This window comes from Pseudoduganella rhizocola (assembly GCF_045984285.3).
GTDB lineage: Bacteria > Pseudomonadota > Gammaproteobacteria > Burkholderiales > Burkholderiaceae_D > Rugamonas.
The window spans coordinates 274,096-295,019 of record NZ_JBJQIK030000006.1 but is presented as its reverse complement, the minus strand read 5'-3'; the positions used below and the strand labels follow the sequence as shown (position 1 = coordinate 295,019).

Annotated in this window: 21 protein-coding genes; 8 read left to right on the top strand and 13 right to left on the bottom strand. The window is 63.6% G+C overall.

Translation table 11 applies throughout. The features are described 5' to 3' along the window. Positions 1-8 precede the first annotated feature (8 nt). The 4 genes from prpF to prpB are packed head-to-tail and all read right to left on the bottom strand — an operon-like array spanning position 9 to position 5,847. Positions 9-1,199: a 2-methylaconitate cis-trans isomerase PrpF gene (gene prpF / locus ACJRPG_RS15890; protein WP_408001064.1), complete on the bottom strand. Its 1,191-nt coding sequence runs from the start codon at positions 1,197-1,199 to the stop codon at positions 9-11. After that, on the bottom strand, positions 1,196-3,796 hold the full coding sequence (gene acnD, locus ACJRPG_RS15885) for a Fe/S-dependent 2-methylisocitrate dehydratase AcnD (protein ID WP_408001063.1): 2,601 nt from the start codon (positions 3,794-3,796) through the stop codon (positions 1,196-1,198). Before acnD ends, prpF begins: the two co-directional genes overlap by 4 nt. Continuing rightward, the gene (prpC, locus tag ACJRPG_RS15880) at positions 3,796-4,947 is read right to left on the bottom strand and encodes a bifunctional 2-methylcitrate synthase/citrate synthase (RefSeq protein WP_408001062.1); all 1,152 of its coding nucleotides are present in this window, start codon (positions 4,945-4,947) and stop codon (positions 3,796-3,798) included. Before prpC ends, acnD begins: the two co-directional genes overlap by 1 nt. Before the next feature lie 12 nt (positions 4,948-4,959). Continuing rightward, positions 4,960-5,847: a methylisocitrate lyase gene (gene prpB / locus ACJRPG_RS15875; RefSeq protein WP_408001061.1), complete on the bottom strand. Its 888-nt coding sequence runs from the start codon at positions 5,845-5,847 to the stop codon at positions 4,960-4,962. Positions 5,848-5,995: 148 nt separating this feature from the next. Here prpB and prpR point away from each other — a divergent pair, with 148 nt between their 5' ends. The 5 genes from prpR to ACJRPG_RS15850 all read left to right on the top strand — a co-directional run bounded on the left by prpR (position 5,996) and on the right by ACJRPG_RS15850 (position 10,888). Beyond that, positions 5,996-7,639, top strand: a complete 1,644-nt coding sequence (gene prpR, locus ACJRPG_RS15870; protein ID WP_408001060.1) for a propionate catabolism operon regulatory protein PrpR — start codon at positions 5,996-5,998, stop codon at positions 7,637-7,639. Positions 7,640-7,699: 60 nt separating this feature from the next. Beyond that, a complete protein-coding gene (locus tag ACJRPG_RS15865; RefSeq protein ID WP_408001059.1) occupies positions 7,700-8,173 on the top strand; it encodes a DUF6328 family protein in 474 nt (157 codons plus the stop codon). Positions 8,174-8,266: 93 nt separating this feature from the next. Beyond that, a complete protein-coding gene (locus ACJRPG_RS15860; protein ID WP_408001058.1) occupies positions 8,267-9,124 on the top strand; it encodes an alpha/beta fold hydrolase in 858 nt (285 codons plus the stop codon). A gap of 7 nt (positions 9,125-9,131) precedes the next feature. After that, positions 9,132-10,160, top strand: coding sequence for a sensor histidine kinase (locus ACJRPG_RS15855; protein WP_408001057.1), 1,029 nt, complete (start codon positions 9,132-9,134; stop codon positions 10,158-10,160). After that, the gene (locus ACJRPG_RS15850) at positions 10,157-10,888 is read left to right on the top strand and encodes a LytR/AlgR family response regulator transcription factor (RefSeq protein WP_408001056.1); all 732 of its coding nucleotides are present in this window, start codon (positions 10,157-10,159) and stop codon (positions 10,886-10,888) included. The genes ACJRPG_RS15855 and ACJRPG_RS15850 overlap by 4 nt, the downstream gene beginning before the upstream one ends. Before the next feature lie 104 nt (positions 10,889-10,992). Here ACJRPG_RS15850 and clpA read toward each other — a convergent pair whose 3' ends face one another. Next, the gene (clpA, locus tag ACJRPG_RS15845; protein ID WP_408001055.1) at positions 10,993-13,296 is read right to left on the bottom strand and encodes an ATP-dependent Clp protease ATP-binding subunit ClpA; all 2,304 of its coding nucleotides are present in this window, start codon (positions 13,294-13,296) and stop codon (positions 10,993-10,995) included. Continuing rightward, positions 13,293-13,595, bottom strand: a complete 303-nt coding sequence (gene clpS / locus ACJRPG_RS15840) for an ATP-dependent Clp protease adapter ClpS (protein ID WP_231768547.1) — start codon at positions 13,593-13,595, stop codon at positions 13,293-13,295. Before clpS ends, clpA begins: the two co-directional genes overlap by 4 nt. A 322-nt stretch (positions 13,596-13,917) precedes the next feature. Between clpS and cspE the strand changes: the two genes are divergently transcribed. Next, positions 13,918-14,121 carry a transcription antiterminator/RNA stability regulator CspE gene (cspE, locus tag ACJRPG_RS15835; protein WP_107141363.1) on the top strand — a complete coding sequence of 68 codons (204 nt, stop codon included), beginning with the start codon at positions 13,918-13,920 and terminating at the stop codon, positions 14,119-14,121. A 61-nt stretch (positions 14,122-14,182) separates the two neighbouring features. On the opposite strand, the gene ACJRPG_RS15830 is transcribed toward cspE, so the two are convergent. Together ACJRPG_RS15830 and icd are read right to left on the bottom strand one after the other, a co-directional pair. Next, on the bottom strand, positions 14,183-14,599 hold the full coding sequence (locus ACJRPG_RS15830; RefSeq protein WP_408001054.1) for an STY0301 family protein: 417 nt from the start codon (positions 14,597-14,599) through the stop codon (positions 14,183-14,185). Between the two features lie 75 nt (positions 14,600-14,674). Further along, positions 14,675-15,931: an NADP-dependent isocitrate dehydrogenase gene (icd, locus tag ACJRPG_RS15825; RefSeq protein ID WP_408001053.1), complete on the bottom strand. Its 1,257-nt coding sequence runs from the start codon at positions 15,929-15,931 to the stop codon at positions 14,675-14,677. 95 nt (positions 15,932-16,026) lie between these two features. On the opposite strand from icd, the gene ACJRPG_RS15820 reads away from it, so the two are divergent. Continuing rightward, on the top strand, positions 16,027-16,605 hold the full coding sequence (locus ACJRPG_RS15820) for a pseudouridine synthase (protein ID WP_408001052.1): 579 nt from the start codon (positions 16,027-16,029) through the stop codon (positions 16,603-16,605). An 87-nt stretch (positions 16,606-16,692) separates the two neighbouring features. Here ACJRPG_RS15820 and rpsT read toward each other — a convergent pair whose 3' ends face one another. Next, on the bottom strand, positions 16,693-16,959 hold the full coding sequence (gene rpsT / locus ACJRPG_RS15815) for a 30S ribosomal protein S20 (RefSeq protein ID WP_231768541.1): 267 nt from the start codon (positions 16,957-16,959) through the stop codon (positions 16,693-16,695). A gap of 227 nt (positions 16,960-17,186) precedes the next feature. Here rpsT and murJ point away from each other — a divergent pair, with 227 nt between their 5' ends. After that, complete coding sequence (murJ, locus tag ACJRPG_RS15810) at positions 17,187-18,737, top strand: murein biosynthesis integral membrane protein MurJ (RefSeq protein WP_408001051.1); 1,551 nt, start codon at positions 17,187-17,189, stop codon at positions 18,735-18,737. Between the two features lie 64 nt (positions 18,738-18,801). Here murJ and ACJRPG_RS15805 read toward each other — a convergent pair whose 3' ends face one another. The 4 genes from ACJRPG_RS15805 to ACJRPG_RS15790 form a co-directional block, all read right to left on the bottom strand. Beyond that, positions 18,802-19,275: an FxDxF family PEP-CTERM protein gene (locus tag ACJRPG_RS15805; RefSeq protein WP_408001050.1), complete on the bottom strand. Its 474-nt coding sequence runs from the start codon at positions 19,273-19,275 to the stop codon at positions 18,802-18,804. 141 nt (positions 19,276-19,416) lie between these two features. Continuing rightward, a complete protein-coding gene (locus ACJRPG_RS15800; protein ID WP_408001049.1) occupies positions 19,417-20,097 on the bottom strand; it encodes a type II secretion system protein in 681 nt (226 codons plus the stop codon). Then, entirely contained in the window at positions 20,063-20,437 is a 375-nt protein-coding gene (locus ACJRPG_RS15795) for a type II secretion system protein (protein ID WP_408001048.1), read from the bottom strand. The genes ACJRPG_RS15800 and ACJRPG_RS15795 overlap by 35 nt, the downstream gene beginning before the upstream one ends. Positions 20,438-20,442: 5 nt before the next feature. Further along, positions 20,443-20,922: a type II secretion system protein gene (locus tag ACJRPG_RS15790; RefSeq protein WP_408001047.1), complete on the bottom strand. Its 480-nt coding sequence runs from the start codon at positions 20,920-20,922 to the stop codon at positions 20,443-20,445. Between the last annotated feature and the right edge of the window lie 2 nt (positions 20,923-20,924).

The following is a 20,924-nucleotide window of genomic DNA, read 5'->3' as shown; positions in this document are numbered from 1 at the left end:
GCCACACTCTAAGGCTTGAGCGCCTCTTCCGGAACCCTCACCCAGCCTTCCATCAGCACGCGCGCGCTGCGACTCATGATGGCCTTGGTCACGCTCCACTGGCCGTCCTGCTGCACGGCTTCGGCGCCCACACGCAGGGTGCCGGAAGGGTGGCCGAATCGGACTGCATTGCGCTCTCCCCCGCCCGCGGCGAGATTGACCAGGGTGCCGGGAATGGCAGCCGCCGTGCCGATTGCCACGGCGGCGGTGCCCATCATGGCGTGGTGCAGCTTGCCCATGGAGAGCGCGCGCACCAGCAGGTCGATATCCCCCTGCGCCACCTGCTTGCCGCTGGACGCGGCATAGCTCTTCGGCGGCGCAACGAAAGCAACCTTCGGCGTGTGCTGGCGCGTGGCCGCTTCGTCAAGATTGCCGATCAGGCCCATTTTCACTGCCCCGTAAGCGCGGATGGTTTCGAACATCGCCAGCGCCTTGCTGTCGCCGTTGATCGCTTCCTGCAGTTCAGTGCCCGTGTAGCCGATGGCATCGGCGTTCACGAAGATGGTGGGAATGCCGGCATTGATCATGGTTGCCTTGAGGGTGCCGACACCCGGTACTTCCAGGTCGTCCACCAGGTTCCCGGTCGGGAACATGGCGCCGCCGGCGCCCTCCTCCTCCGCAGCCGGGTCCATGAATTCCAGCTGCACTTCCGCGGCCGGGAAGGTCACGCCATCCAGCTCGAAATCACCGGTCTCCTGCACTGCACCATCAGTAATGGGGATGTGGGCGATGATGGTCTTGCCAATATTGGCTTGCCAGATACGCACCACGGCCACGCCGTTGCGCGGCACGCGGCTTGCGTCCACCAGGCCGCCGCTGATGGCGAAAGCGCCAACGGCGGAAGACAGGTTGCCGCAGTTGCCGCTCCAGTCCACGAAAGGCTTGTCGATGGAAACCTGGCCAAACAGGTAGTCCACATCATGGTCCGGGCGGCTGCTCTTCGACAGGATCACCGTCTTGCTGGTGCTGGAGGTGGCGCCGCCCATGCCGTCGATCTGCTTGGCGTAGGGATCGGGGCTGCCGATCACGCGCAGCAGCAGCGCATCGCGTACAGGCCCGGGCGCCTGCGCTGCTTCCGGCAGGTCCTGCAGGCGGAAGAAGACGCCCTTGCTGGTGCCACCGCGCATATACGTTGCGAGAATTTTGATCTGCGCCATCATGCCGCCTTTGCCGTGGAAGCCAGGAAGTCCTGCGCGAAGCGCTGCAGCACGCCGCCCGCTTCGTAGATCGCCACCTCTTCGGCCGTATCGAGGCGGCAGGTGACAGGCACGGACACGCTCTCGCCATTCTTGCGGTGGATGACCAGCGTGAGCGTGGCGCGCGGGGTGCGCTCGCCCAGCACGTCGTAGGTCTCGGTGCCGTCGATGTGCAGCGCGAGGCGGTTCACGCCCGGCGTGAACTCCAGCGGCAGCACGCCCATGCCAACCAGGTTGGTGCGGTGGATGCGTTCGAAGCCTTCGGCCACAATCGCTTCCACGCCCGCCAGGCGCACGCCCTTCGCAGCCCAGTCGCGCGAGGAACCCTGGCCGTAGTCGGCGCCGGCAATCACGATCAGGGGCTGCTTGCGCTCCATATAGGTTTCAATGGCTTCCCACATGCGCGTGACCTTGCCTTCCGGCTCGATGCGGGCCAGCGACCCGGCCTTCACCTTGCCATCCGCGTCCAGCACCATCTCGTTCTTCAGCGTTGGATTGGCGAAGGTGGCGCGCTGCGCGGTGAGGTGATCGCCGCGGTGGGTAGCGTAGGAGTTGAAGTCCTCTTCCGGTAAGCCCATTTTGTGCAGGTATTCGCCGGCGGCGCTGTCCATCATGATGGCGTTCGATGGCGACAGGTGGTCGGTGGTGATGTTGTCGCCGAGGACAGCCAGCGGGCGCATGCCTTTCAGCGTGCGCTCGCCTGCCAGCGCACCTTCCCAGTACGGCGGACGGCGGATGTAGGTGCTTTGCGGGCGCCAGTCGTACAGCGGACTCACGCTCGCGCCGTCGTCTTCCTGGCGTGCGAACATCGGGATATACACCTTGCGGAAGTGGTCCGGCTTCACGCTGGCGGCAACGATGGCATCTATCTCTTCATCGCTCGGCCAGAGATCGGCCAGGCGCACCGGCTGGCCATTCGCATCGGTGCCGAGAATGTCTTTCTCGATGTCGAAACGGATGGTGCCGGCGATGGCGTAGGCCACCACCAGCGGCGGCGAAGCCAGGAAGGCCTGCTTTGCATACGGGTGGATGCGGCCGTCGAAGTTGCGGTTGCCCGACAGGACGGCGGTGGCATACAGGTCGCGCTCCACGATCTCCTTCTGGATCACCGGATCCAGCGCGCCGGACATGCCGTTGCAGGAAGTGCAGGCATAGGCGACCACGCCGAAGCCCAGCTTTTCCAGGTCCGGCATCAGGCCTGCCTCTTCCAGGTACAGCGTGACTGCCTTCGAGCCGGGCGCCAGCGAGGACTTCACCCACGGCTTGCGCAGCAGGCCGCGCTGGTTTGCGTTGCGCGCCAGCAGGCCGGCGGCAATCATATTGCGCGGGTTGTTGGTGTTGGTGCAGCTGGTGATGGCGGCAATGATCACGGCGCCGTCCGGCATCAGGCCAGGCTCGTTCTCCACCACGCCGCTGATGCCGCGCGCGGCCAGCTCGGAAGTCGGCACGCGTTTGTGCGGGTTCGACGGGCCGGCGATATTGCGCACAACGGTGGACAGGTCAAAACGCAGCACGCGCTCGTACTCGGCGTTCTTCAGGCTGTCCGACCACAGGCCGGTTTCCTTCGCATAGAGCTCGACCAGCTTCACCAGCTCGTCGTCGCGGCCGGTCAGCCTGAGGTACTTGATTGTCTGCTCGTCGATGGAGAACATCGCGGCGGTGGCGCCGAATTCCGGCGCCATGTTGGAGATGGTGGCGCGGTCGCCCAGCGTCAGCGCAGTGGCGCCTTCGCCGTAGAACTCCAGGTAGGCCGACACCACTTTTTCCTTGCGCAGGAATTCGGTCAGTGCCAGCACCGTATCGGTGGCGGTAATGCCCGGCTGCGGCTTGCCCGTCAGCTCGACGCCGACGATATCGGGCAGGCGCATCCAGGAAGCGCGGCCCAGCATCACGGTCTCCGCCTCCAGACCGCCGACGCCGATGGCGATCACGCCCAGCGCATCGACCATCGGCGTGTGCGAATCGGTGCCCACCAGCGTGTCCGGATAGGCGACGCCGTCGCTGACCTGGATCACCGGCGACATGCGCTCCAGATTAATCTGGTGCAGGATTCCGTTCCCCGGCGGGATCACGTCCACATTGCGGAAGGCCTTCTTGGTCCAGTCGATGAAGTGGAAGCGGTCCTCGTTGCGGCGGTCCTCGATGGCGCGGTTCTTCGCGAAGGCGTCTGGGTCGAAACCGCCGCATTCCACGGCCAGCGAGTGGTCCACCACCAGCTGGGTCGGCACCACCGGGTTCACCAGCGCGGGATCGCCGCCCTGCTCCGCGATGGCGTCGCGCAGACCGGCCAGGTCCACCAGCGCGGTCTGGCCGAGGATGTCGTGGCACACCACGCGCGCCGGGAACCATGGAAAGTCCAGGTCGCGCTTGCGCTCGATGAGCTGGCGCAGCGAATCCGGCAGCATGTGCGGCTCGCAGCGGCGCACCAAGTTTTCGGCCAGCACACGCGAGGTATATGGCAGCTTGTCCCAGGCGCCCGGCTGGATGCTGTCGACTGCGGCGCGCGCGTCGAAGTAATCCAGTTCGGTGCCGGGCAGTTTCTTGCGGTATCCGGTGTTCATTACTTGCGGTCCTTGATCGGCACGAACTTCAGGTCTTCAGGACCCACATAGTTCGCGCTCGGGCGAATGATCTTGTTGTCGATGCGCTGTTCGATGATATGCGCGGCCCAGCCGGAGGTGCGCGAAATGACGAACAGCGGCGTGAACATGGCGGTCGGCACGCCCATCATGTGGTAGGACACGGCGGAGAACCAGTCCAGGTTGGGGAACATTTTCTTCACTTCCCACATCACGCTTTCCAGGCGCTCGGCGATGTCGAACATCTTCATCGAACCGGCTTCCTGCGACAGCGAACGTGCCACTTCCTTGATCACCTTGTTGCGCGGATCGGAGATGGTGTAGACCGGGTGGCCGAAGCCGATCACGACTTCCTTGTTCGCCACGCGGTTGCGGATATCCGCTTCCGCTTCGTCGGCGTTCTCGTAGCGCTTCTGGATGTCCAGCGCCACCTCATTCGCGCCGCCGTGTTTCGGGCCGCGCAGTGCGCCGATGGCGCCGGTGATGGCGGAGTGGATATCGGAACCGGTGCCCGCGATCACGCGGCTGGTGAAGGTGGAGGCGTTGAACTCGTGTTCCGCGTAGAGGATCAGCGAGGTGTGCATGGCCTTCACCCAGCTCTCGGGCGGTTTCACGCCGTGCAGCAGATGCAGGAAGTGGCCGCCGATGGAATCGTCGTCGGTTTCCACGTCGATGCGCTTGCCGTTGTGGCTGAAGTGGTACCAGTACAGCAGCATGGAGCCGAAGGAGGCCATCAGGCGGTCGGCGATGTCGCGCGCGCCGGCGATATTGTGGTCGTCCTTTTCCGGCAGCGCGCAGCCCAGCACGGAGACGCCGGTGCGCATCACGTCCATCGGGTGCGCGCCGGCCGGCAGCGCTTCGAGCGCGGCCTTCACCGCCTGCGGCAGGCCGCGCAGCGATTTCAGCTTGGCCTTGTAGCCTTTCAGTTCCGCCACGGTCGGCAGCTTGCCATGCACCAGCAGGTAGGCGATTTCTTCGAATTCGCAGGAGTCTGCAACGTCGAGAATGTCATAGCCGCGGTAGTGCAGGTCGTTGCCGGTTTTGCCGACGGAGCACAGCGCGGTGTTACCTGCGGCCACGCCGGACAGGGCGACGGATTTTTTTGGCTTGAAGCCTGCTGCTTGTTCGGTCATTCTGCTATCTCCTTATTTTTTCTGGGCGGCGAACAGGGCGTCGAGCTTCTGTTCGAAATCGTGGTAGTTGATGCGCTCATACAGTTCGGCGCGGGTCTGCATGGTATCCAGCACGGCCTTTTGCGTGCCGTCGCGGCGGATGGCGCCGTAGACGTTTTCGGCAGCCTTGTTCATGGCGCGGAAGGCGGACAGCGGATACAGCACCAGGCCCACATCGGCGGTCTTCAATTCTTCCACCGTAAACAGCGGCGTGGAACCGAACTCGGTGATATTGGCGAGGATGGGCACCTTCACGGCGTTGGCGAACTGCTTGTACATGGCCAGTTCAGTCATCGCTTCCGGGAAAATCATGTCCGCGCCCGCTTCCACGCAGGCGATGGCGCGCTCGATGGCCGCATCCAGGCCCTCCACGGCCAGTGCGTCGGTGCGGGCCATGATGACGAAGTTCTCGTCGGTGCGCGCATCCACGGCGGCCTTGATGCGGTCCACCATCTCCTGCTTGCTGACGATCTCCTTGCCCGGACGGTGGCCGCAGCGCTTCGCGCCCACCTGGTCCTCGATGTGCATGGCGGCCGCGCCGAACTTGATCATGGACTTCACCGTACGCGCCACATTGAAGGCGGAGGCGCCGAAACCGGTGTCCACGTCCACCAGCAGCGGCAGGTCGCACACGTCGGTAATGCGGCGCACATCGGTCAGCACGTCGTCCAGGCTGGAGATGCCGAGGTCCGGCAGGCCGAGCGAGCCTGCGGCCACGCCGCCGCCCGACAGGTAGATGGCGCGGAAGCCGGCGCGCTTGGCGAGCAGCGCATGGTTCGCATTGATCGCGCCGACAACCTGCAGCGGCGACTCTTCCTGGACGGCCTTGCGGAATGCGGCGCCAGCGGAATATTGGGTCATGGTGTCCTTTCGGTGAAACGTTAGCCTGCCATGGTAGTGCAAGGGGCGTGCCAGCCCGGCTTCCAGAGGCAAAAGCCAGCAAAATCAGCACCTTGCGCCAGCCCGAGCTCATCCGCCAGCGTTTCAAAACGTTTCGCATTGAAACGCAATGAACTATAATTGCAACATGCGCCAGCCTGCCCTGCACCCCGACGACAAACCGGTCATCTGGACCGTTTCCGTGTCGCGCCTGTCCGAACTGTTCCGCGACATCACGCTCGAATACGACGCGCTGGCGACGATCGAGCCGGTCAACCTGGGTTTCGACGAGGCCGCGCGGCATATCCGCGAGCGGCTGGCGAACGAGCGCTGCGACGCCGTCATTGCAGCCGGTTCGAATGCGGCCTACCTCAAGGGCCGCCTGTCGGTGCCGGTGGTGGTGGCCAAGGCCAGCGGCTTCGATTACATGCAGGCGCTGGCGCGGGCACGGCGTGTGTCCGACCGCATCGGCGTGGTCACTTACCAGGGCCCGCTGGCCGAGCTGGCGGAGTTTGCCGCGACTTTCGATGTGCCGGTGGTGCAGCGCAGCTACGTGACCGAAGAAGACGCGCGGGCACAGATCGCGGATCTCAAGGCGCAGGGCATCCGCGCCATTGTCGGCGCCGGACTGGTGACGGACCTGGCCGAGGAAGCCGGCCTGACCGGCGTATTTGTGTATTCCGCTGCATCGATCCGCCAGGCCTTCGATGACGCACTGGAGATGGCGCGGCTCGCGCAGCTCGAATCGAACCGCAGCCATGCGCGCAGCGGGGCTGCGGCCGATACCCTGCGCGCACGCCACGGTCTGGCCGACCTGCGCGGCGAATCGGAGGCGATGGAACGCGTGCGGCAGGCCGTTGTGCTGTATGCGAAATCGCCGGCCACGGTGCTGATCCAGGGCGAAACCGGCAGCGGCAAGGAGCTGGTGGCACAAGCCATCCACCGCGAAGGCCCGCGTGCGCTGGGCAGCAAGCGTCCCTTCGTCGCCGTGAACTGCGGCGCAATTGCGGAATCGCTGCTGGAGTCCGAACTGTTCGGCCATGAGGAAGGCGCCTTCACCGGCGCCCGGCGTGGCGGCCACGCCGGCCTGTTCGAAGCGGCTAACCACGGCACGCTGCTGCTCGACGAAATCGGCGAAATGCCGCTGGCCCTGCAAACACGGCTGCTGCGCGTGCTGGAAGAGCGCGAGGTGGTGCGCGTGGGCGGCACGCGGCCGATTCCTGTCAGCGTGCGCATCATCAGCGCCACCCACTGCGACCTGGAACAACGCGTGCGCGAAGGCCGCTTCCGCGCCGACCTGTTCTACCGCCTGGCAGTGCTGCGCCTCGCGCTGCCGCCCCTGCGCGAGCGGCGCGAAGATATTGTGCCGCTGGCCGAATGGTCGCTGCGCATCGCCCTCGCCAGCCTGGGCGCGCGCGCGCATCCGAATCTGCAGGCGGAGCTGCAGGCCTGCGCCCCACTGCTGCTGCGCTATAGCTGGCCGGGCAATGTGCGCGAGCTGCGCAATATGGCGGAACGGGTCGCCCTCTTCCTTGCGGCGGAGCCGCTGCAGGCGCTCACGCCGGCCTTCCTGTCCGCCCTGGCGCCGGAACTGGAACGCGCGGCGAGCGCCGAAAACACGTCGCCGGCGCTGCTCCGGCTGCCCAGCATGGAGAGCGCCGCCAGCGTGCTGGCCCGGTTCGGAGGACGGCGCGATGCCGCGGCCGAATATCTCGGCATCAGCCGCACCACGCTGTGGCGGCGGCTGCGGGCCGAGTCCAGCGAGACTGAATAGCGCGCGCCGCCCAACTTTTGTCATTGTTACAATCCAGTTACCGCGCTTACTGGAATAACTATGCAACAGGAATCGGAAAAGGAATCGCTGAAAGAAGAAATGGGCCGCATTGTGGAAGAGGCCCGCATGGTGCTGCCGGGTATCCAGGCCCTGTTCGGCTTCCAGGCAATCGCCGTTTTCAATGAGCGCTTCAAGGACCTGCCCATGTACGTGCAGGACTGCCACGTGGCCGCACTGGCCTTCGTCGTCATTGCCATCGCCCTCATCATGATGCCGGCCGCCTACCACCGGCTGGCAGAACCGGGCTGCGTCTCGCGCCACGCCATCAAAGTATCCTCGCTCAGCATCTGCTACGCGCTGGCGCCGCTGGCCGCCGCCCTGGCGCTGGATATCTTCGTGGTCATGCACGCCGTGACCGCCAGCCTCACCCTCAGCCTGGTCGGCGGCATCTCCGCCTTTACCTTGCTGATCTCGCTCTGGTTCATCTATCCCCTGTATTCGCGCCACCACCTGGGCCGCGGCAAGGCGCACTGAACGCCGTTCGTCACGCCGTTCGACCGCTCGTCCCATCGGCCGTGGCGGCGGACGGCGCCGCTTGCGAAGATCCGTTTCAAGGAGGAACACATCATGAAACGGATCTTCGCATCGACCATGGCCGGCATCCTGCTGGCCGCCGCATCCGCAGCACAGGCAGCCGCCGCCTTCAAGGCGGACGTGAGCGGCACCGGCCAGCCCATCATCCTGATTCCGGGCCTCGCTTCGTCGGGCGAGGTGTGGCAAGGCACAGTGCAGCACCTGTGCGGACCGCGCCAGTGCCACGTGCTGACGCTGGCAGGTTTCGCGGGCCAGCCTGCCATCGACGGGCCGCTATTGGCCACGGCGGAACAGCAGATTGCCGACTATATCGACAGCAAGAAACTGGATAAGCCCATCATCATCGGCCACAGCCTTGGCGGCTTCCTCGGCCTGAAGCTGGCCGCAAACCATCCAGATAAAGTCGGCAAACTGGTGATCGTCGACTCCCTGCCTGCCCTGCTCGCAACGCGCAACCCTGCGATGACGCAGCCGCAGATGGCCCAGATCGCCGCCAGCATGCGCGACCAGATGCTGCAGCAGGATGCCGCCGGCTATGCAGCGAACCAGCAGCGCGTAATCGCCGGCATGGTGACGGGCGAAGCCGACGTGGCGCGTGTTGCGGAATGGGGCGCACGCTCCGACCGCAAGGCCGTGGCCAATGCCTTGCATGAACTGGCGTCGGACGATATGCGCCAGAACATTGCGCGCATCAAGGCGCCAACCCTGGTGCTGGGCGCCTATGCGGCCTACAAGCAGTTCATGCCGCTGCCGGCCGTGGAGGCGATCTACCGCAGCCAGTATGCGCAGCTGAAGGGAGCACAGATTGCCGTCGCCGAGAATGCCCGCCATTTCATCATGCTCGACGATGCGCAGTGGATGTATGATCGTGTCGATCAATTCCTCAAATAATATCGGCATGACCACCAAAGGCCCGCTGCTCTCCCGTATCAACTGGTACCTGGTCTGCCAGCTCGCCGGCTGGAGCGGTGTCGGCCTTTTCATCCTGTCCTACCTTGGCACGCACGCCACCCGCCAGTACCTCTACGTCTGCATCTGGGGCGCCTGCATCGGCATGCTGCTGTCGGACCAGTGGCATCGCTTCCTGAAGGGGCGCATCGTGGCGCGGCGCCGCACTGGCTGGCGCACGGTGGCGGCGGGTATCCTGCTGCTGGCCATCCTGCAGACGGCAGCCATGGCCTCGGGCTATATGGTATTCAAGCCCTTCGGTGCAGTGCGTGGCTGGGAGTGGGCGCCGAATGCGCTGATCTTCTGGTTCGGCGTGTTCCTCACCTGGACGCTGTTCTACTTCGGCATGCTGACCCTGCGCCGCGCCACCCATGCGGAAGCGGAAGCGCTGCGGCTGGAACTGCATGCCAAGGACGTGGAGCTGCGCGCCCTGCAGGCCCAGGTCAACCCGCACTTCTTCTTCAATAGCCTGAACAGCGTACGCGCGCTGATCTACGAGAATCCGGAGTCGGCGGCGCGCATGATCGACCAGCTGGCGGGGCTGATGCGCTATGCACTGCAGTCAGGCCAGGCCGAAACCGTGCCGCTGCGCACCGAACTGGAAGCAGTGGAAGCCTATCTCGCCATCGAGAAGATCCGCTTCGAGGAAAGGCTGCGCGTGCAGATCACCATCGATGCCCAGCTGGACCAGGTGAAGATTCCGCCGATGTCGCTGCAGACGCTGGTGGAAAACGCCGTCAAGTACGGCGTGGAGATGAGCGCCACCGGGAGCGATATCCGCATCACTGCACGGCGCGAAGCGGAGATGGCAGTGATCGAGATTGCGAATGCGGGGGCGATTGTGCCGTTCACGAATTCCACGCAGGTGGGACTGGCCAATACACGCAAGCGCCTTGCCCTCTCCATGGGCCGCGAGGCGAGCCTGGACCTGCGAGAGACCGATGGCTGGGTGCGCGCCACCTTGCAGGTGCCTGCATGATGCGCGTGCTGCTGGTGGACGACGAGCGCCTGGCGCGTGCGGAGCTGCGGCGCCTGCTGGCAGCGCATCCGCAGGTGGAGATCGTGGGCGAAGCAGCCAATGCGGCGGAAGCGGTGCAGCAGGTCGCAGCCCTGTCGCCCGACCTGCTGCTGCTTGACGTGCAGATGCCGGGCGGCAGCGGCTTCGATATGTTGCAGGCGCTGGACAGCACGCCCGAAGTCATCTTCACCACGGCTTTCGACCGCTATGCCTTGCAGGCCTTCGAAGTGAATGCGCTGGACTACCTGCAAAAGCCGATCCAGGCCACGCGGCTGGCGGCGGCGCTGGAGCGTGCCGCCTTCCGGCTGCAGCTGGCGCGTGGCGTGGCGAGCGTGCCCGCCCTGCCCGCACCGCAAAAGCTGTTCATCAAGGACGGGGACCGTTGCTGGTTCGTGGACTACGGCGATATCCGCCTGTTCGAATCGGAAGGCAACTACACCCGCGTCTATTTCGGCGAGCACCGGCCGCTGATGCTGCGTTCACTGGCGCAGCTGGAACAGAAGCTGGCGCCGGAGCGCTTCTTCCGCGTGAGCCGCCAGCACATCGTCAACCTCGACGCGGTGCAGGAAGTGGCGCCGAACCAGGCCGGCGGGCTGGAACTTGCCCTCACCGGGGGCCTGCGCATCGAAGTCTCCCGCCGCCGCGCCGCCCACTTCCGCCACATGGCCGCCTGCCAGAGCCAATACTGACACCATGGGGTCAGGCCCCCTGGTGTCACGTGACAGGTGGTGCCTGACCCCATGGTGTCAGTTTCTTGGGAAGAAAAAAGCCGCCTTGAAGGCGGCTTTTGGGCTTATTCCACTTCCACCGTTTCGGGTGGCGGCAGCGGCGCGGAGTCGGGCTCCGGGAAGTCCAGCTTGATCTGGTCGGCCTCGTCCAGGTCCACCGTGACCTTGCCTCCTGTTACCAGGCGGCCGAACAGCAGCTCGTCGGCCAGCGCCTTGCGGATCATGTCCTGGATCAGGCGCGACATCGGGCGCGCGCCCATCAGCGGGTCGAAGCCTTTCTTCGCGAGGAACTTGCGCAGCTTCTCGCTGAAGACCGCTTCCACCTTCTTCTCGTGCAGCTGCTCTTCCAGCTGCATCAGGAACTTGTCCACCACGCGCAGGATGATTTCCTCGTCCAGCGCACGGAAGCTGATGATCGCGTCGATGCGGTTGCGGAACTCCGGCGTGAACATGCGCTTCAGGTCCGCCATCTCGTCGCCGGTTTCCTTGGTGTTGGTGAAACCGATCGGCGCCTTCTGCAGCGCTTCCGCGCCCGCATTGGTGGTCATGATGATGATCACGTTGCGGAAGTCCGCCTTGCGGCCGTTGTTGTCGGTCAGCGTGCCGTGGTCCATCACCTGCAGCAGGATGTTGAAGATATCCGGATGCGCTTTCTCGATCTCGTCCAGCAGCAGCACGGCGTGCGGCTTCTTGGTGATGGCTTCGGTCAGCAGACCGCCCTGGTCGAAACCGACGTAGCCCGGCGGCGCGCCGATCAGGCGCGACACAGCATGGCGCTCCATGTATTCGGACATGTCGAAGCGGATCAGCTCAATGCCCAGGATGAAGGCCAGCTGCTTCGCCACCTCGGTCTTGCCGACGCCGGTAGGACCGGAGAACAGGAAGGAGCCGATCGGCTTGTCCTGCTTGCCCAGGCCGGCACGCGACATCTTGATGGCCGATGCCAGCGCTTCGATCGCAGGATCCTGCCCGAACACCACATTGCGCAGGTCGCGGTCGATGGTCTGCAGCTTGCTGCGGTCGTCCTGGTTGACGGTCTGCGGCGGAATACGCGCGATCTTGGAGATTATTTCCTCGATCTCGGTCTTGCCGATGGTTTTCTTCTGCTTCGACTTCGGCAGGATGCGCTGTGCGGCGCCCGCTTCGTCGATCACGTCGATGGCCTTGTCCGGCAGGTGGCGGTCATTGATGAAGCGCGCCGCCAGTTCCGCCGCGGTGGACAGCGCGGACGAGGAGTACTTCACGCCATGGTGTTCCTCGAAGCGCGACTTGAGGCCGCGCAGGATCTGCACGGTCTGCTCCACGGTCGGCTCGTTCACGTCCACTTTCTGGAAGCGGCGGGACAGCGCATGGTCTTTCTCGAACACGCCACGGAATTCCGTGAAGGTGGTGGCGCCGATGCACTTCAGCTGGCCGTTCGCCAGGGCCGGTTTCAGCAGGTTGGATGCGTCCAGCGTGCCGCCCGATGCCGACCCCGCACCGATGATGGTGTGGATTTCGTCAATGAACAGGATGCCGTTCGGATTGTCTTTCAGCTGCTTGAGCACGGCCTTCAGGCGCTGCTCGAAGTCGCCGCGGTATTTGGTGCCGGCCAGCAGCGCGCCCATGTCCAGCGAATACACCACGGCATTCTGCAGGATTTCCGGCACGTCGTTCTGGGTGATGCGGTAGGCCAGGCCTTCCGCAATCGCGGTCTTGCCCACGCCGGCTTCGCCCACCAGCAGCGGGTTGTTCTTGCGGCGGCGGCACAGCACCTGGATCACGCGGTCCACTTCGTCCTCGCGGCCGATCAGCGGGTCGATCTTGCCTTCGGCAGCCGACTTGTTCAGGTTCTGGGTGAACTGGTCCAGCGGGCTTTCCTTCTGCTGGCCGCCTTCGGCCGGGCCGCCCTCTTCCACGCCTTCCGAGGCCTTGGCCGCGTCGGTGGACTGGTCCTTGCGCACGCCGTGCGAGATGAAGTTCACCACGTCCAGGCGGGTCACGCCCTGCTGGTGCAGGTAGTAAACAGCGTGCGAATCCTTTTCGCCGAAGATGGCGACCAGCACGTTGGCGCCCGTCACTTCCTTCTTGCCGTTGGAAGCGGACTGCACGTGCATGATGGCGCGCTGGATCACGCGCTGGAAACCGAGCGTCGGCTGGGTGTCCACTTCACCGGTGCCGGGCACGGTCGGGGTGTTGTCGCCGATAAAGTTGGTGAGGGTCTTGCGCAGATCTTCAATATTGACCGCGCAGGCACGCAGCACCTCGGCGGCCGAAGGATTGTCCAGCAGCGCCAGCAGCAGATGCTCCACAGTGATGAATTCATGCCGTGCCTGCCGTGCTTCGACAAACGCCATGTGCAAACTTACTTCCAATTCCTGCGCAATCATACTTCCTCCATCACACACTGCAGGGGGTGCCCTGCCTTGCGTGCATGCGTTAAAACGAACTCCACTTTGGTCGAAGCTATATCTTTAGAGAACACGCCGCATACGCCTTTACCGTAGCGGTGCACACTCAGCATTATTTGCGTGGCCGTTTCACGGTCCTTGTTGAAATACTCCTGAATGATCGCCACCACGAATTCCATCGGGGTGTAGTCGTCATTTAACAACGCCACCTGATACATCGGGGGTGGTTTAAGCGTTTGTCGCTCCAGGACGGTGTCAGTGTCATGCTTGGTTGCCATACGCTTATATTCTAATGCTTTCGGGGTGGATGCAACGCCCATTTAGAAGGGCATTTCCATTTGTTCTCATCTTACGCGTTTTCGCCACTTGCCGCAGATGGGCCCCGCTTTGGCAAAATCAAGAGTGTGAATTTTGGGTGTTGCATAAATCGTACTATTGTTCCCTGAAAGCGCTTGACATTAAAAATTGTTCCGCCAACAATGCGATATCGACTGAGTGCAGCAATGTACGCGTTGGTAAGAAGTGAGTTGTCGAGGAGGGGGCAGGAAGCTTCTTGCTTTTATGGCTCGTGTGATTCGTATTTAATTGAAAGTTCTTTTTATGGCAACAGGTACCGTTAAGTGGTTCAATGACTCCAAAGGTTTTGGCTTCATCACTCCTGATGATGGCGGTGAGGATTTGTTCGCACACTTCTCCGCAATCAACATGAACGGCTTCAAGACCCTGAAAGAAGGTCAAAAGGTCCAGTTCGAAGTCACGCAAGGCCCTAAAGGCAAGCAAGCTTCCAACATCCAGGCCAGCTAATCTGCCCCCGATGTGAGAAAACCCCGCCACGGCGGGGTTTTTTTTCGCCTGTGCGCCCAGGCTATTCGCAGGCGATGCGGATGTCGGTGCCGCCCTGCTTGCGGCGGCGGTAGGTCACACTGCAGCTTTGCGTGCTTTTCTCCAGCGGCCGGGCCAGCATGACCTCGCTGGCCGCGCCGTAGTTACAGGAAAGCCATTTCGGCTGCTGGCCGTCCAGGTTGCGCCAGATATCGACCCGGCCGCCCGGCAAGACCTTGCTGGCATCGCGCCGCAGTACGGCGGTTTCGGCGGGCGGTCCTTCCAGCAGGGTGACGGATTGCAGCTGCATGGCGCGCGCCACATACGGCGTCCAGCCGGACGGCGGGCCGACATGGATGGCGGCGGGCGGCAGGTCCGGCAGGCACAGCGGCGGTGCGCCGGCCGCGTGCGCGCAACTCCCGCCGGCGAACCACACTATATATAAGAGCAGAGGTCGCATACGCAGATGGTGCGCGCGCGGCGTCCTTCCCGCGTTGTGCCCGCTCAAGGAGGAGGCTGATGCCCCCTCCCCGGCTTATTGCATCTGCTCGATCATCACTTCGCCGAAGCCGGAGCAGGACACCTGGGTGGCGCTGTCCATCAGGCGGGCGAAGTCGTAGGTGACGCGTTTGGAGGTGATGGCCTTCTCCATCGAGCTGATGATGAGGTCGGCCGCTTCGGTCCAGCCCATATGGCGCAGCATCATTTCGGCCGACAGGATCAGCGAGCCCGGATTCACATAGTCCTTGCCGGCATACTTCGGCGCGGTGCCGTGCGTGGCTTCGAACATGGCCACGGAATCCGACATATTGGCGCCCGGCGCGATGCCGATGCCGCCGACCTGGGCGGCCAGCGCGTCCGAGATATAGTCGCCGTTCAGGTTCAGGGTGGCGATCACGCTGTACTCGGCCGGGCGCAGCAGGATCTGCTGCAGGAAGGCGTCGGCGATGGAATCCTTGATGACGATGTCGCGGCCGGTCTTCGGATTCTTGAACTTGCACCATGGGCCGCCGTCGATCAGCTCGGCGCCGAACTCCTTCTGCGCCAGCGCATAGGCCCAGTCGCGGAAGCCGCCTTCCGTGTACTTCATGATATTGCCCTTGTGGACAATGGTCACGGACGGCTTGTTGTTATCGATCGCATACTGGATCGCCTTGCGCACCAGGCGCTCGGTGCCTTCGATCGACACCGGTTTGATGCCGATGCCCGAAGTTTCAGGGAAGCGGATTTTCTTGACGCCCATTTCTTTCGTCAGGAACTCGATCAGCTTCTTCACGCTTTCCGAGCCTGCCTGGTATTCGATGCCGGCGTAGATGTCTTCCGAGTTCTCGCGGAAGATCACCATATCGGTCTTCTCGGGCTCGCGCACCGGCGACGGCACGCCGGCGAAATAGCGCACCGGGCGCAGGCAGACATAGAGGTCCAGCTCCTGGCGCAGCGCCACGTTCAGCGAGCGGATGCCGCCACCCACCGGCGTGGTCAGCGGGCCCTTGATGGAAACCACATAATCTTTCAGCACATCCAGCGTTTCCGGCGGCAGCCACACGTCCGGGCCGTAGACCTTGGTCGACTTCTCGCCGGCGAAAATTTCCATCCAGCTGATCTTGCGCCGGCCGGCGTAAGCCTTGGCCACGGCCGCATCCACCACCTTGATCATCACCGGGGTAATGTCCACGCCCGTACCGTCGCCTTCGATATAAGGGATGATCGGGGTATCCGGCACGTTCAGGGTGAAGTCGCCGTTGACGGTGATTTTCTGGCCGTCAGCCGGCACGTTGATATGTTGGTACATCGTGTGATCTCCGAAATAAGAATCTTGCAGCCAGGTCTTCTATAAGACATAAGAGGCGTATTCCACATTATGCACCGTCTCGGTACAATCCGTGAATGTCCCTGATCTTATTAAACAAGCCATTTGATGTATTGTGCCAGTTTTCGCCCCAGCCGGAGCGTGAAACGCTGGCCGACTACGTGAAGATTCCCAAGGTGTATCCGGCCGGCCGGCTGGACGCCGACAGCGAAGGTTTGCTGCTGCTGACCGACGACGGCAAGCTGCAGCACGCCATCGCCCACCCCGACCGCAAGGAAGCGAAACAGTACCTGGTGCAGGTGGACGGGGTGGCGACGGACGAGGCCCTGGCCCGCCTGCAGGCCCCGCTGGACCTGGGCGATTTCGTCACCCAGCCCTGCAAGGCGGTGCGCATTGCCGAACCGGAGTGGCTGTGGCCGCGCAATCCGCCGATCCGGGTGCGGCTGGACAAGCCGACCTCCTGGCTGGCCATTACCCTGCAGGAAGGCAAGAACCGCCAGGTGCGGCGCATGACGGCGGCCGTGGGCCTGCCCACCTTGCGCCTGGTGCGCAGCGCCATCGGCGCCATTTCCCTGGCCACCCATCCCCTGATGCCGGGCGAATGGATGGAAGTCGACCCGGCCGAGCTGCGCAGCGGAAGCGCGGGCCGGAACTGAAGCAGAAAAGCGAAAAACCCGCGATGGCTGCGCCATGCGGGTTATTCTTGTGCACCTGTTTGGCGGCGACTGCCGCCGTCCACGAACTTAGGCGGACAGTGCCTTCAGGGCAGCTGCCAGACGGCTCTTGTGGCGAGCGGCCTTGTTCTTGTGGATGATCTTTTTGTCGGCGATCGAGTCGATGGTCGACACGGAAGCCTGGAAGATCTGGGTCGCAGCAGCTTTGTCGCCAGCCTGGATCGCCTTGCGGGCAGCCTTGATGGCGGTGCGCAGGGTCGAACGCTGGGCGGAGTTGTGTGCGTTTTGCTTAACAGCTTGACGAGCGCGTTTGCGCGCTTGTGCGGTATTTGCCATGGAATTTCCTAAATCGTTGTCAAAGTTCGTTTGCAAACAGTAGCGTTTGCCAAACCGGTGCCTCTCAGTGCGGCGTGTCGGTCTGCTGCCAGACGCCCTGTTACGCGCTACTGAATTCTGTACAGCCTTAAATTATAACGAACTTTTCCCGCCACAGCAATCCGTAAACGGGATTAATTGCCTTTGTGGCAGCGTGCAAGGAGGTAGCGCAGCTATAATCAGCGCCCATGAACCTGCTCAGAACCCTTGCCGCCATTTCCAGCATGACCATGCTGTCGCGGATTACCGGCCTGCTGCGCGACACCCTGTTCGCGCGCGCCTTCGGCGCCGGCGCCTATACGGACGCCTTCAATATCGCCTTCCGCCTGCCCAACCTGCTGCGCCGCCTGTTTGCCGAGGGTGCATTTTCCCAGGCCTTCGTGCCCATCCTCGCCGAGTACAAGGCGCAACAGGGAGATCAGGCCACGAAAGAGCTGGCCGACCACGTGGCCAATACCCTGGTCTGGGCCACCGTGATCGTCAGCCTGCTCGGCATCGTGGGCGCCCCGCTCTTCCTCTACCTGATTGCGGGCACGGGCAGCGACGATCCCAAGGCCAACCAGGCCATGGTGTGGATGACGCGCCTGATGTTCCCTTATATAGCGTGCATGTCCTTCGTGGCGCTGTCCGGCGGCATCCTGAATACCTGGCGCCAGTTCAAGATCCCGGCCTTCACCCCGGTGCTGCTGAATATTTCCCTGATCGCCGGCATCGTCTTCCTGGCGCCATGGCTGGAGCAGCCTATCTATGCCCAGGCCATTGCAGTGATGGTTGGCGGCCTGCTGCAGGTGGCCATCCAGGTCCCGGCGCTGGTGAAAATCGGCATGCTGCCGCGCCTGTCCATCAACCCGGTGGGCGGCCTGCGCGACCCGGGCGTGCGCCGCGTGCTGAAAAAGATGGCCCCGGCCGTGCTGGCCGTTTCGGCCACCCAGGTCAGCCTCATCATCAACACCACCATCGCCGCCCGCCTCGGCGAAGGCAATGTGTCCTGGCTGACCTATGCCGACCGCCTGATGGAACTGCCGACCGCCCTGCTGGGCGTGGCGCTGGGCACCATCCTGCTGCCCAGCCTGTCGAAAGCCAAGGTCGACGGCGACACGGCCGAGTATTCGGCCCTGCTGGACTGGGGCCTGCGCCTGACCCTGCTGCTGGCGATTCCGGCCGCCGTCGGCATTGCCGTCGCCGCCGTGCCGCTGATTGCCACCCTCTTCCACTATGGCCTGTTCGAGGCGCGCGACGTGCAGGCCTCGGCCATGCCGCTGGTGGCCTATGCCGTCGGCCTGACCGGCATCATCCTGGTGAAAACCCTGGCGCCCGCCTTCTATGCGCAGCAGGACATCCGCACGCCGGTGCGCATTGCGCTGGGGGTGATGGTGGCGACGCAGCTGATGAACCTGGCGTTCGTGCCCTTCATCGGCGTGGCCGGCCTGGCACTGTCGATCGGGCTCGCCGCCTGCCTGAACGCAGGCTTCCTGTTCATGGGCTTGCGCAAGCGCGGCATCTACCATCCGCTGCCGGGCTGGGGCAAATTCTTCGTCAAGCTGGTGTTGGCCGCCTGCCTGATGGGTGCTGCCGGCTGGTATGGCGCCGCCCAGTTCGACTGGATCGCACTGCGCGCCCTACCCCTGCTGCGTATCGGCGCCCTGCTGCTGGTGATCGGCGGCTGCGCCATCATCTACTTCGGCGTGCTGCTGGCGCTGGGATTCCGCCTGCGCGACTTCAAGCGCCGGGCAAAATAAAACAGGCAGCTAAAATGAAGAAAGCCCGCTTGCGCGGGCCTTCTTCATGAAACTAAAGGACTGCTTAGGACTTCTTTGCCTTGCGGCGTGCCAGGAAGCCCAGGATGCCCAGGCCGCCGATCAGCATGCCATAGGTTTCTGGTTCCGGAACAGCCATCACGGTCACTTCGCCGCTGTACTTCGCGCCGGTCATTGCCGAGCCGAACAGTTCCAGGGTGAATGGCGTCATGCCGGTGGTGTCAACGCCCCAGAATTTCAGCTTGCCGGAGCCGAAGGCTTCGCCGGTTACGCCGTTCAGGTTCGACTGTGCCGCGTCGAAGGTCAGGTTCTGGCCGCTCAGGGTGACAACGATGTTGTACACGCCGGCATCCAGGCCGTCGAAGGTGATCACGTCCAGGCCACCCGACAGAACTTCGGTCTGGCCGGCGCTGCTGAAGAAGTTGTCCGCACCCACGCTCAGGGACACGGTTTGGTCGTCAGCGAAAGCGGAGAAGGAGGCGGCGGCCAGCAGGCCTGCGACTGCATATTTCAGTTTCATGAGCTTGTCCTTAGGAGAGTAGTTTAGTCGCTGTTCGGTGATCAATTGCTGAGGAAAATAATATCATTTTTTTATCGCGCGTCTAGTGCGCACGTTATAAAAAAATTATTTTCAGTGCTTTTTTTGTAACAGAACGACGGATCAGCTCGATTGTGTTTCCGGCTCGACAGTTTCGGCGGGCTCAGGAGGCTGGACAGGCTCAGGTTCGTTAACAGGAGGCATCTCCTGCGACGGCTGGACCGGTTTTGGCGGTGGCGGGGGCGCGGTCGGCGGCGGGGGAATCAGCGGCGGCAAGGCGCCCGCGGGCTTGGGCAGCGGCGGATCCTGCCCGTCGCGGGTAAACTTCCAGTCCGCCACATACTCCCGTCCGTTAAAGGCCTGGAAGCGCTGCGGGAAGTTGGCTACCTTGATCGCCTTCGCCGTGCTCAGGCTGTAGATGCCAACCACGCCCACCTTGTCGCCTAAATAGACGACGCCCCACTCCGCCTTGCCCGTCATGGGATCGACGAAAATCTTGCGCAGGTGGCGCCGGGTGCCGGGGAAACGGGGGTCTTTCAGCAGGTGCTGCAGCGTGGGCGGCTGCTGCGGCTGGCCCTGGGGCGTGGCGGCGGCGTAGCTGCGCAGGGCATTGCTGAACTCTTCGCCGATGTCGAGCAGGGCCTGTTCCGCCGCCGCCCGCTGCAGCGTGGCGCCCAGCCGCAGGGTGGCGGCCGTGGCCAGCCCGATCACGGCCAGCAGGATGATGAGACTGATATAGGTGAAGCCTGCGGCGCGGCGCCGGGCCGGCCTACCACTCGGCGTAAGGGATGCCGTTGCGGCCATTGCCGGGCGCTCCGCTCTTGATATCGGCCACGCTGCCCTTGGCCGGCGCTTCCGGCGGCAGCAGCTGCCAGCTGTCGCTGCGCTCGGTGATGGGGTCCACCGGCAGCGCGCGCAGGTACTTCTTCTCCACCAGCTCCTCCAGCGATTCGGGATAGCTGCCGGTATCGCCATAGAACTGGTCGATCACGGCGCGCGTATTGCGCAGGTTCTCGGCCAGTATGGTTTCGCGGCTGCGGTCCACGCTGGGGAAATAGCGCGGCACGGCCAGCGTGAGCAGGAGCGCCACGATGCCCAGCACCACCAGCAGCTCGATCAGCGTGAAGCCGCGCCGCCTTACCATTTGCGCTACCATTTCTTATAAGGCACGCCGTTCAGGCCTGCCTGCTCCGAGGTGGAATACACATCGAATACGTCCTCGCCCTCGCGCGGCTCGTCCGCTTCGCTGGCGTAGCTGCGTTTGCCCCAGCTCTGGGCTTCGGTCACTTCCATATTCGGGTTCATCGGGTCGCGCGGGATGCGGCGCATGAAGTAGATCTTTGCACGTTTCGGGTTGCGCAGGTCCGGCACGCCTTTCACCAGCGTTTCCAGCGTCTTCGGATAGCCGTTGCTGCCCAGGGTCTTCTCGATGCGGCCGTCGTCGTAAGCCTGCTTGTAGGCGTCCAGGCCCTTGCGGATATCGTGCAGGGCCGTGCGCAGCGCCGTTTCGTTGCGGCGCTGGATCACGGTCTGCGCCACAGGCACCGCCATCGAGGCCAGCACGCCGAGGATGGCCAGCGTGACCAGCAGCTCGATCAGCGTGAAACCGCGCGGCCTGTGCATCGCCATGC

What these genes read in the sequence shown, in the direction of transcription:
- cspE (WP_107141363.1), top strand. Translation starts at nt 13,918, where the DNA reads ATGGCAACAGGTACCGTTAAGTGGTTCAATGACTCCAAAGGTTTTGGC.
- rpsT (WP_231768541.1), bottom strand. Translation starts at nt 16,959, where the DNA reads ATGGCAAATACCGCACAAGCGCGCAAACGCGCTCGTCAAGCTGTTAAG.
- acnD (WP_408001063.1), bottom strand. Translation starts at nt 3,796, where the DNA reads ATGAACACCGGATACCGCAAGAAACTGCCCGGCACCGAACTGGATTAC.
- clpS (WP_231768547.1), bottom strand. Translation starts at nt 13,595, where the DNA reads ATGGCAACCAAGCATGACACTGACACCGTCCTGGAGCGACAAACGCTT.
- prpF (WP_408001064.1), bottom strand. Translation starts at nt 1,199, where the DNA reads ATGATGGCGCAGATCAAAATTCTCGCAACGTATATGCGCGGTGGCACC.
- prpR (WP_408001060.1), top strand. Translation starts at nt 5,996, where the DNA reads ATGAACTATAATTGCAACATGCGCCAGCCTGCCCTGCACCCCGACGAC.
- ACJRPG_RS15800 (WP_408001049.1), bottom strand. Translation starts at nt 20,097, where the DNA reads ATGGCCGCAACGGCATCCCTTACGCCGAGTGGTAGGCCGGCCCGGCGC.
- clpA (WP_408001055.1), bottom strand. Translation starts at nt 13,296, where the DNA reads ATGATTGCGCAGGAATTGGAAGTAAGTTTGCACATGGCGTTTGTCGAA.
- prpB (WP_408001061.1), bottom strand. Translation starts at nt 5,847, where the DNA reads ATGACCCAATATTCCGCTGGCGCCGCATTCCGCAAGGCCGTCCAGGAA.
- ACJRPG_RS15850 (WP_408001056.1), top strand. Translation starts at nt 10,157, where the DNA reads ATGATGCGCGTGCTGCTGGTGGACGACGAGCGCCTGGCGCGTGCGGAG.
- prpC (WP_408001062.1), bottom strand. Translation starts at nt 4,947, where the DNA reads ATGACCGAACAAGCAGCAGGCTTCAAGCCAAAAAAATCCGTCGCCCTG.
- ACJRPG_RS15795 (WP_408001048.1), bottom strand. Translation starts at nt 20,437, where the DNA reads ATGGTAAGGCGGCGCGGCTTCACGCTGATCGAGCTGCTGGTGGTGCTG.
- ACJRPG_RS15860 (WP_408001058.1), top strand. Translation starts at nt 8,267, where the DNA reads ATGAAACGGATCTTCGCATCGACCATGGCCGGCATCCTGCTGGCCGCC.
- icd (WP_408001053.1), bottom strand. Translation starts at nt 15,931, where the DNA reads ATGTACCAACATATCAACGTGCCGGCTGACGGCCAGAAAATCACCGTC.
- ACJRPG_RS15790 (WP_408001047.1), bottom strand. Translation starts at nt 20,922, where the DNA reads ATGGCGATGCACAGGCCGCGCGGTTTCACGCTGATCGAGCTGCTGGTC.
- murJ (WP_408001051.1), top strand. Translation starts at nt 17,187, where the DNA reads ATGAACCTGCTCAGAACCCTTGCCGCCATTTCCAGCATGACCATGCTG.
- ACJRPG_RS15865 (WP_408001059.1), top strand. Translation starts at nt 7,700, where the DNA reads ATGCAACAGGAATCGGAAAAGGAATCGCTGAAAGAAGAAATGGGCCGC.
- ACJRPG_RS15855 (WP_408001057.1), top strand. Translation starts at nt 9,132, where the DNA reads ATGACCACCAAAGGCCCGCTGCTCTCCCGTATCAACTGGTACCTGGTC.
- ACJRPG_RS15805 (WP_408001050.1), bottom strand. Translation starts at nt 19,275, where the DNA reads ATGAAACTGAAATATGCAGTCGCAGGCCTGCTGGCCGCCGCCTCCTTC.
- ACJRPG_RS15830 (WP_408001054.1), bottom strand. Translation starts at nt 14,599, where the DNA reads ATGCGACCTCTGCTCTTATATATAGTGTGGTTCGCCGGCGGGAGTTGC.
- ACJRPG_RS15820 (WP_408001052.1), top strand. Translation starts at nt 16,027, where the DNA reads ATGTCCCTGATCTTATTAAACAAGCCATTTGATGTATTGTGCCAGTTT.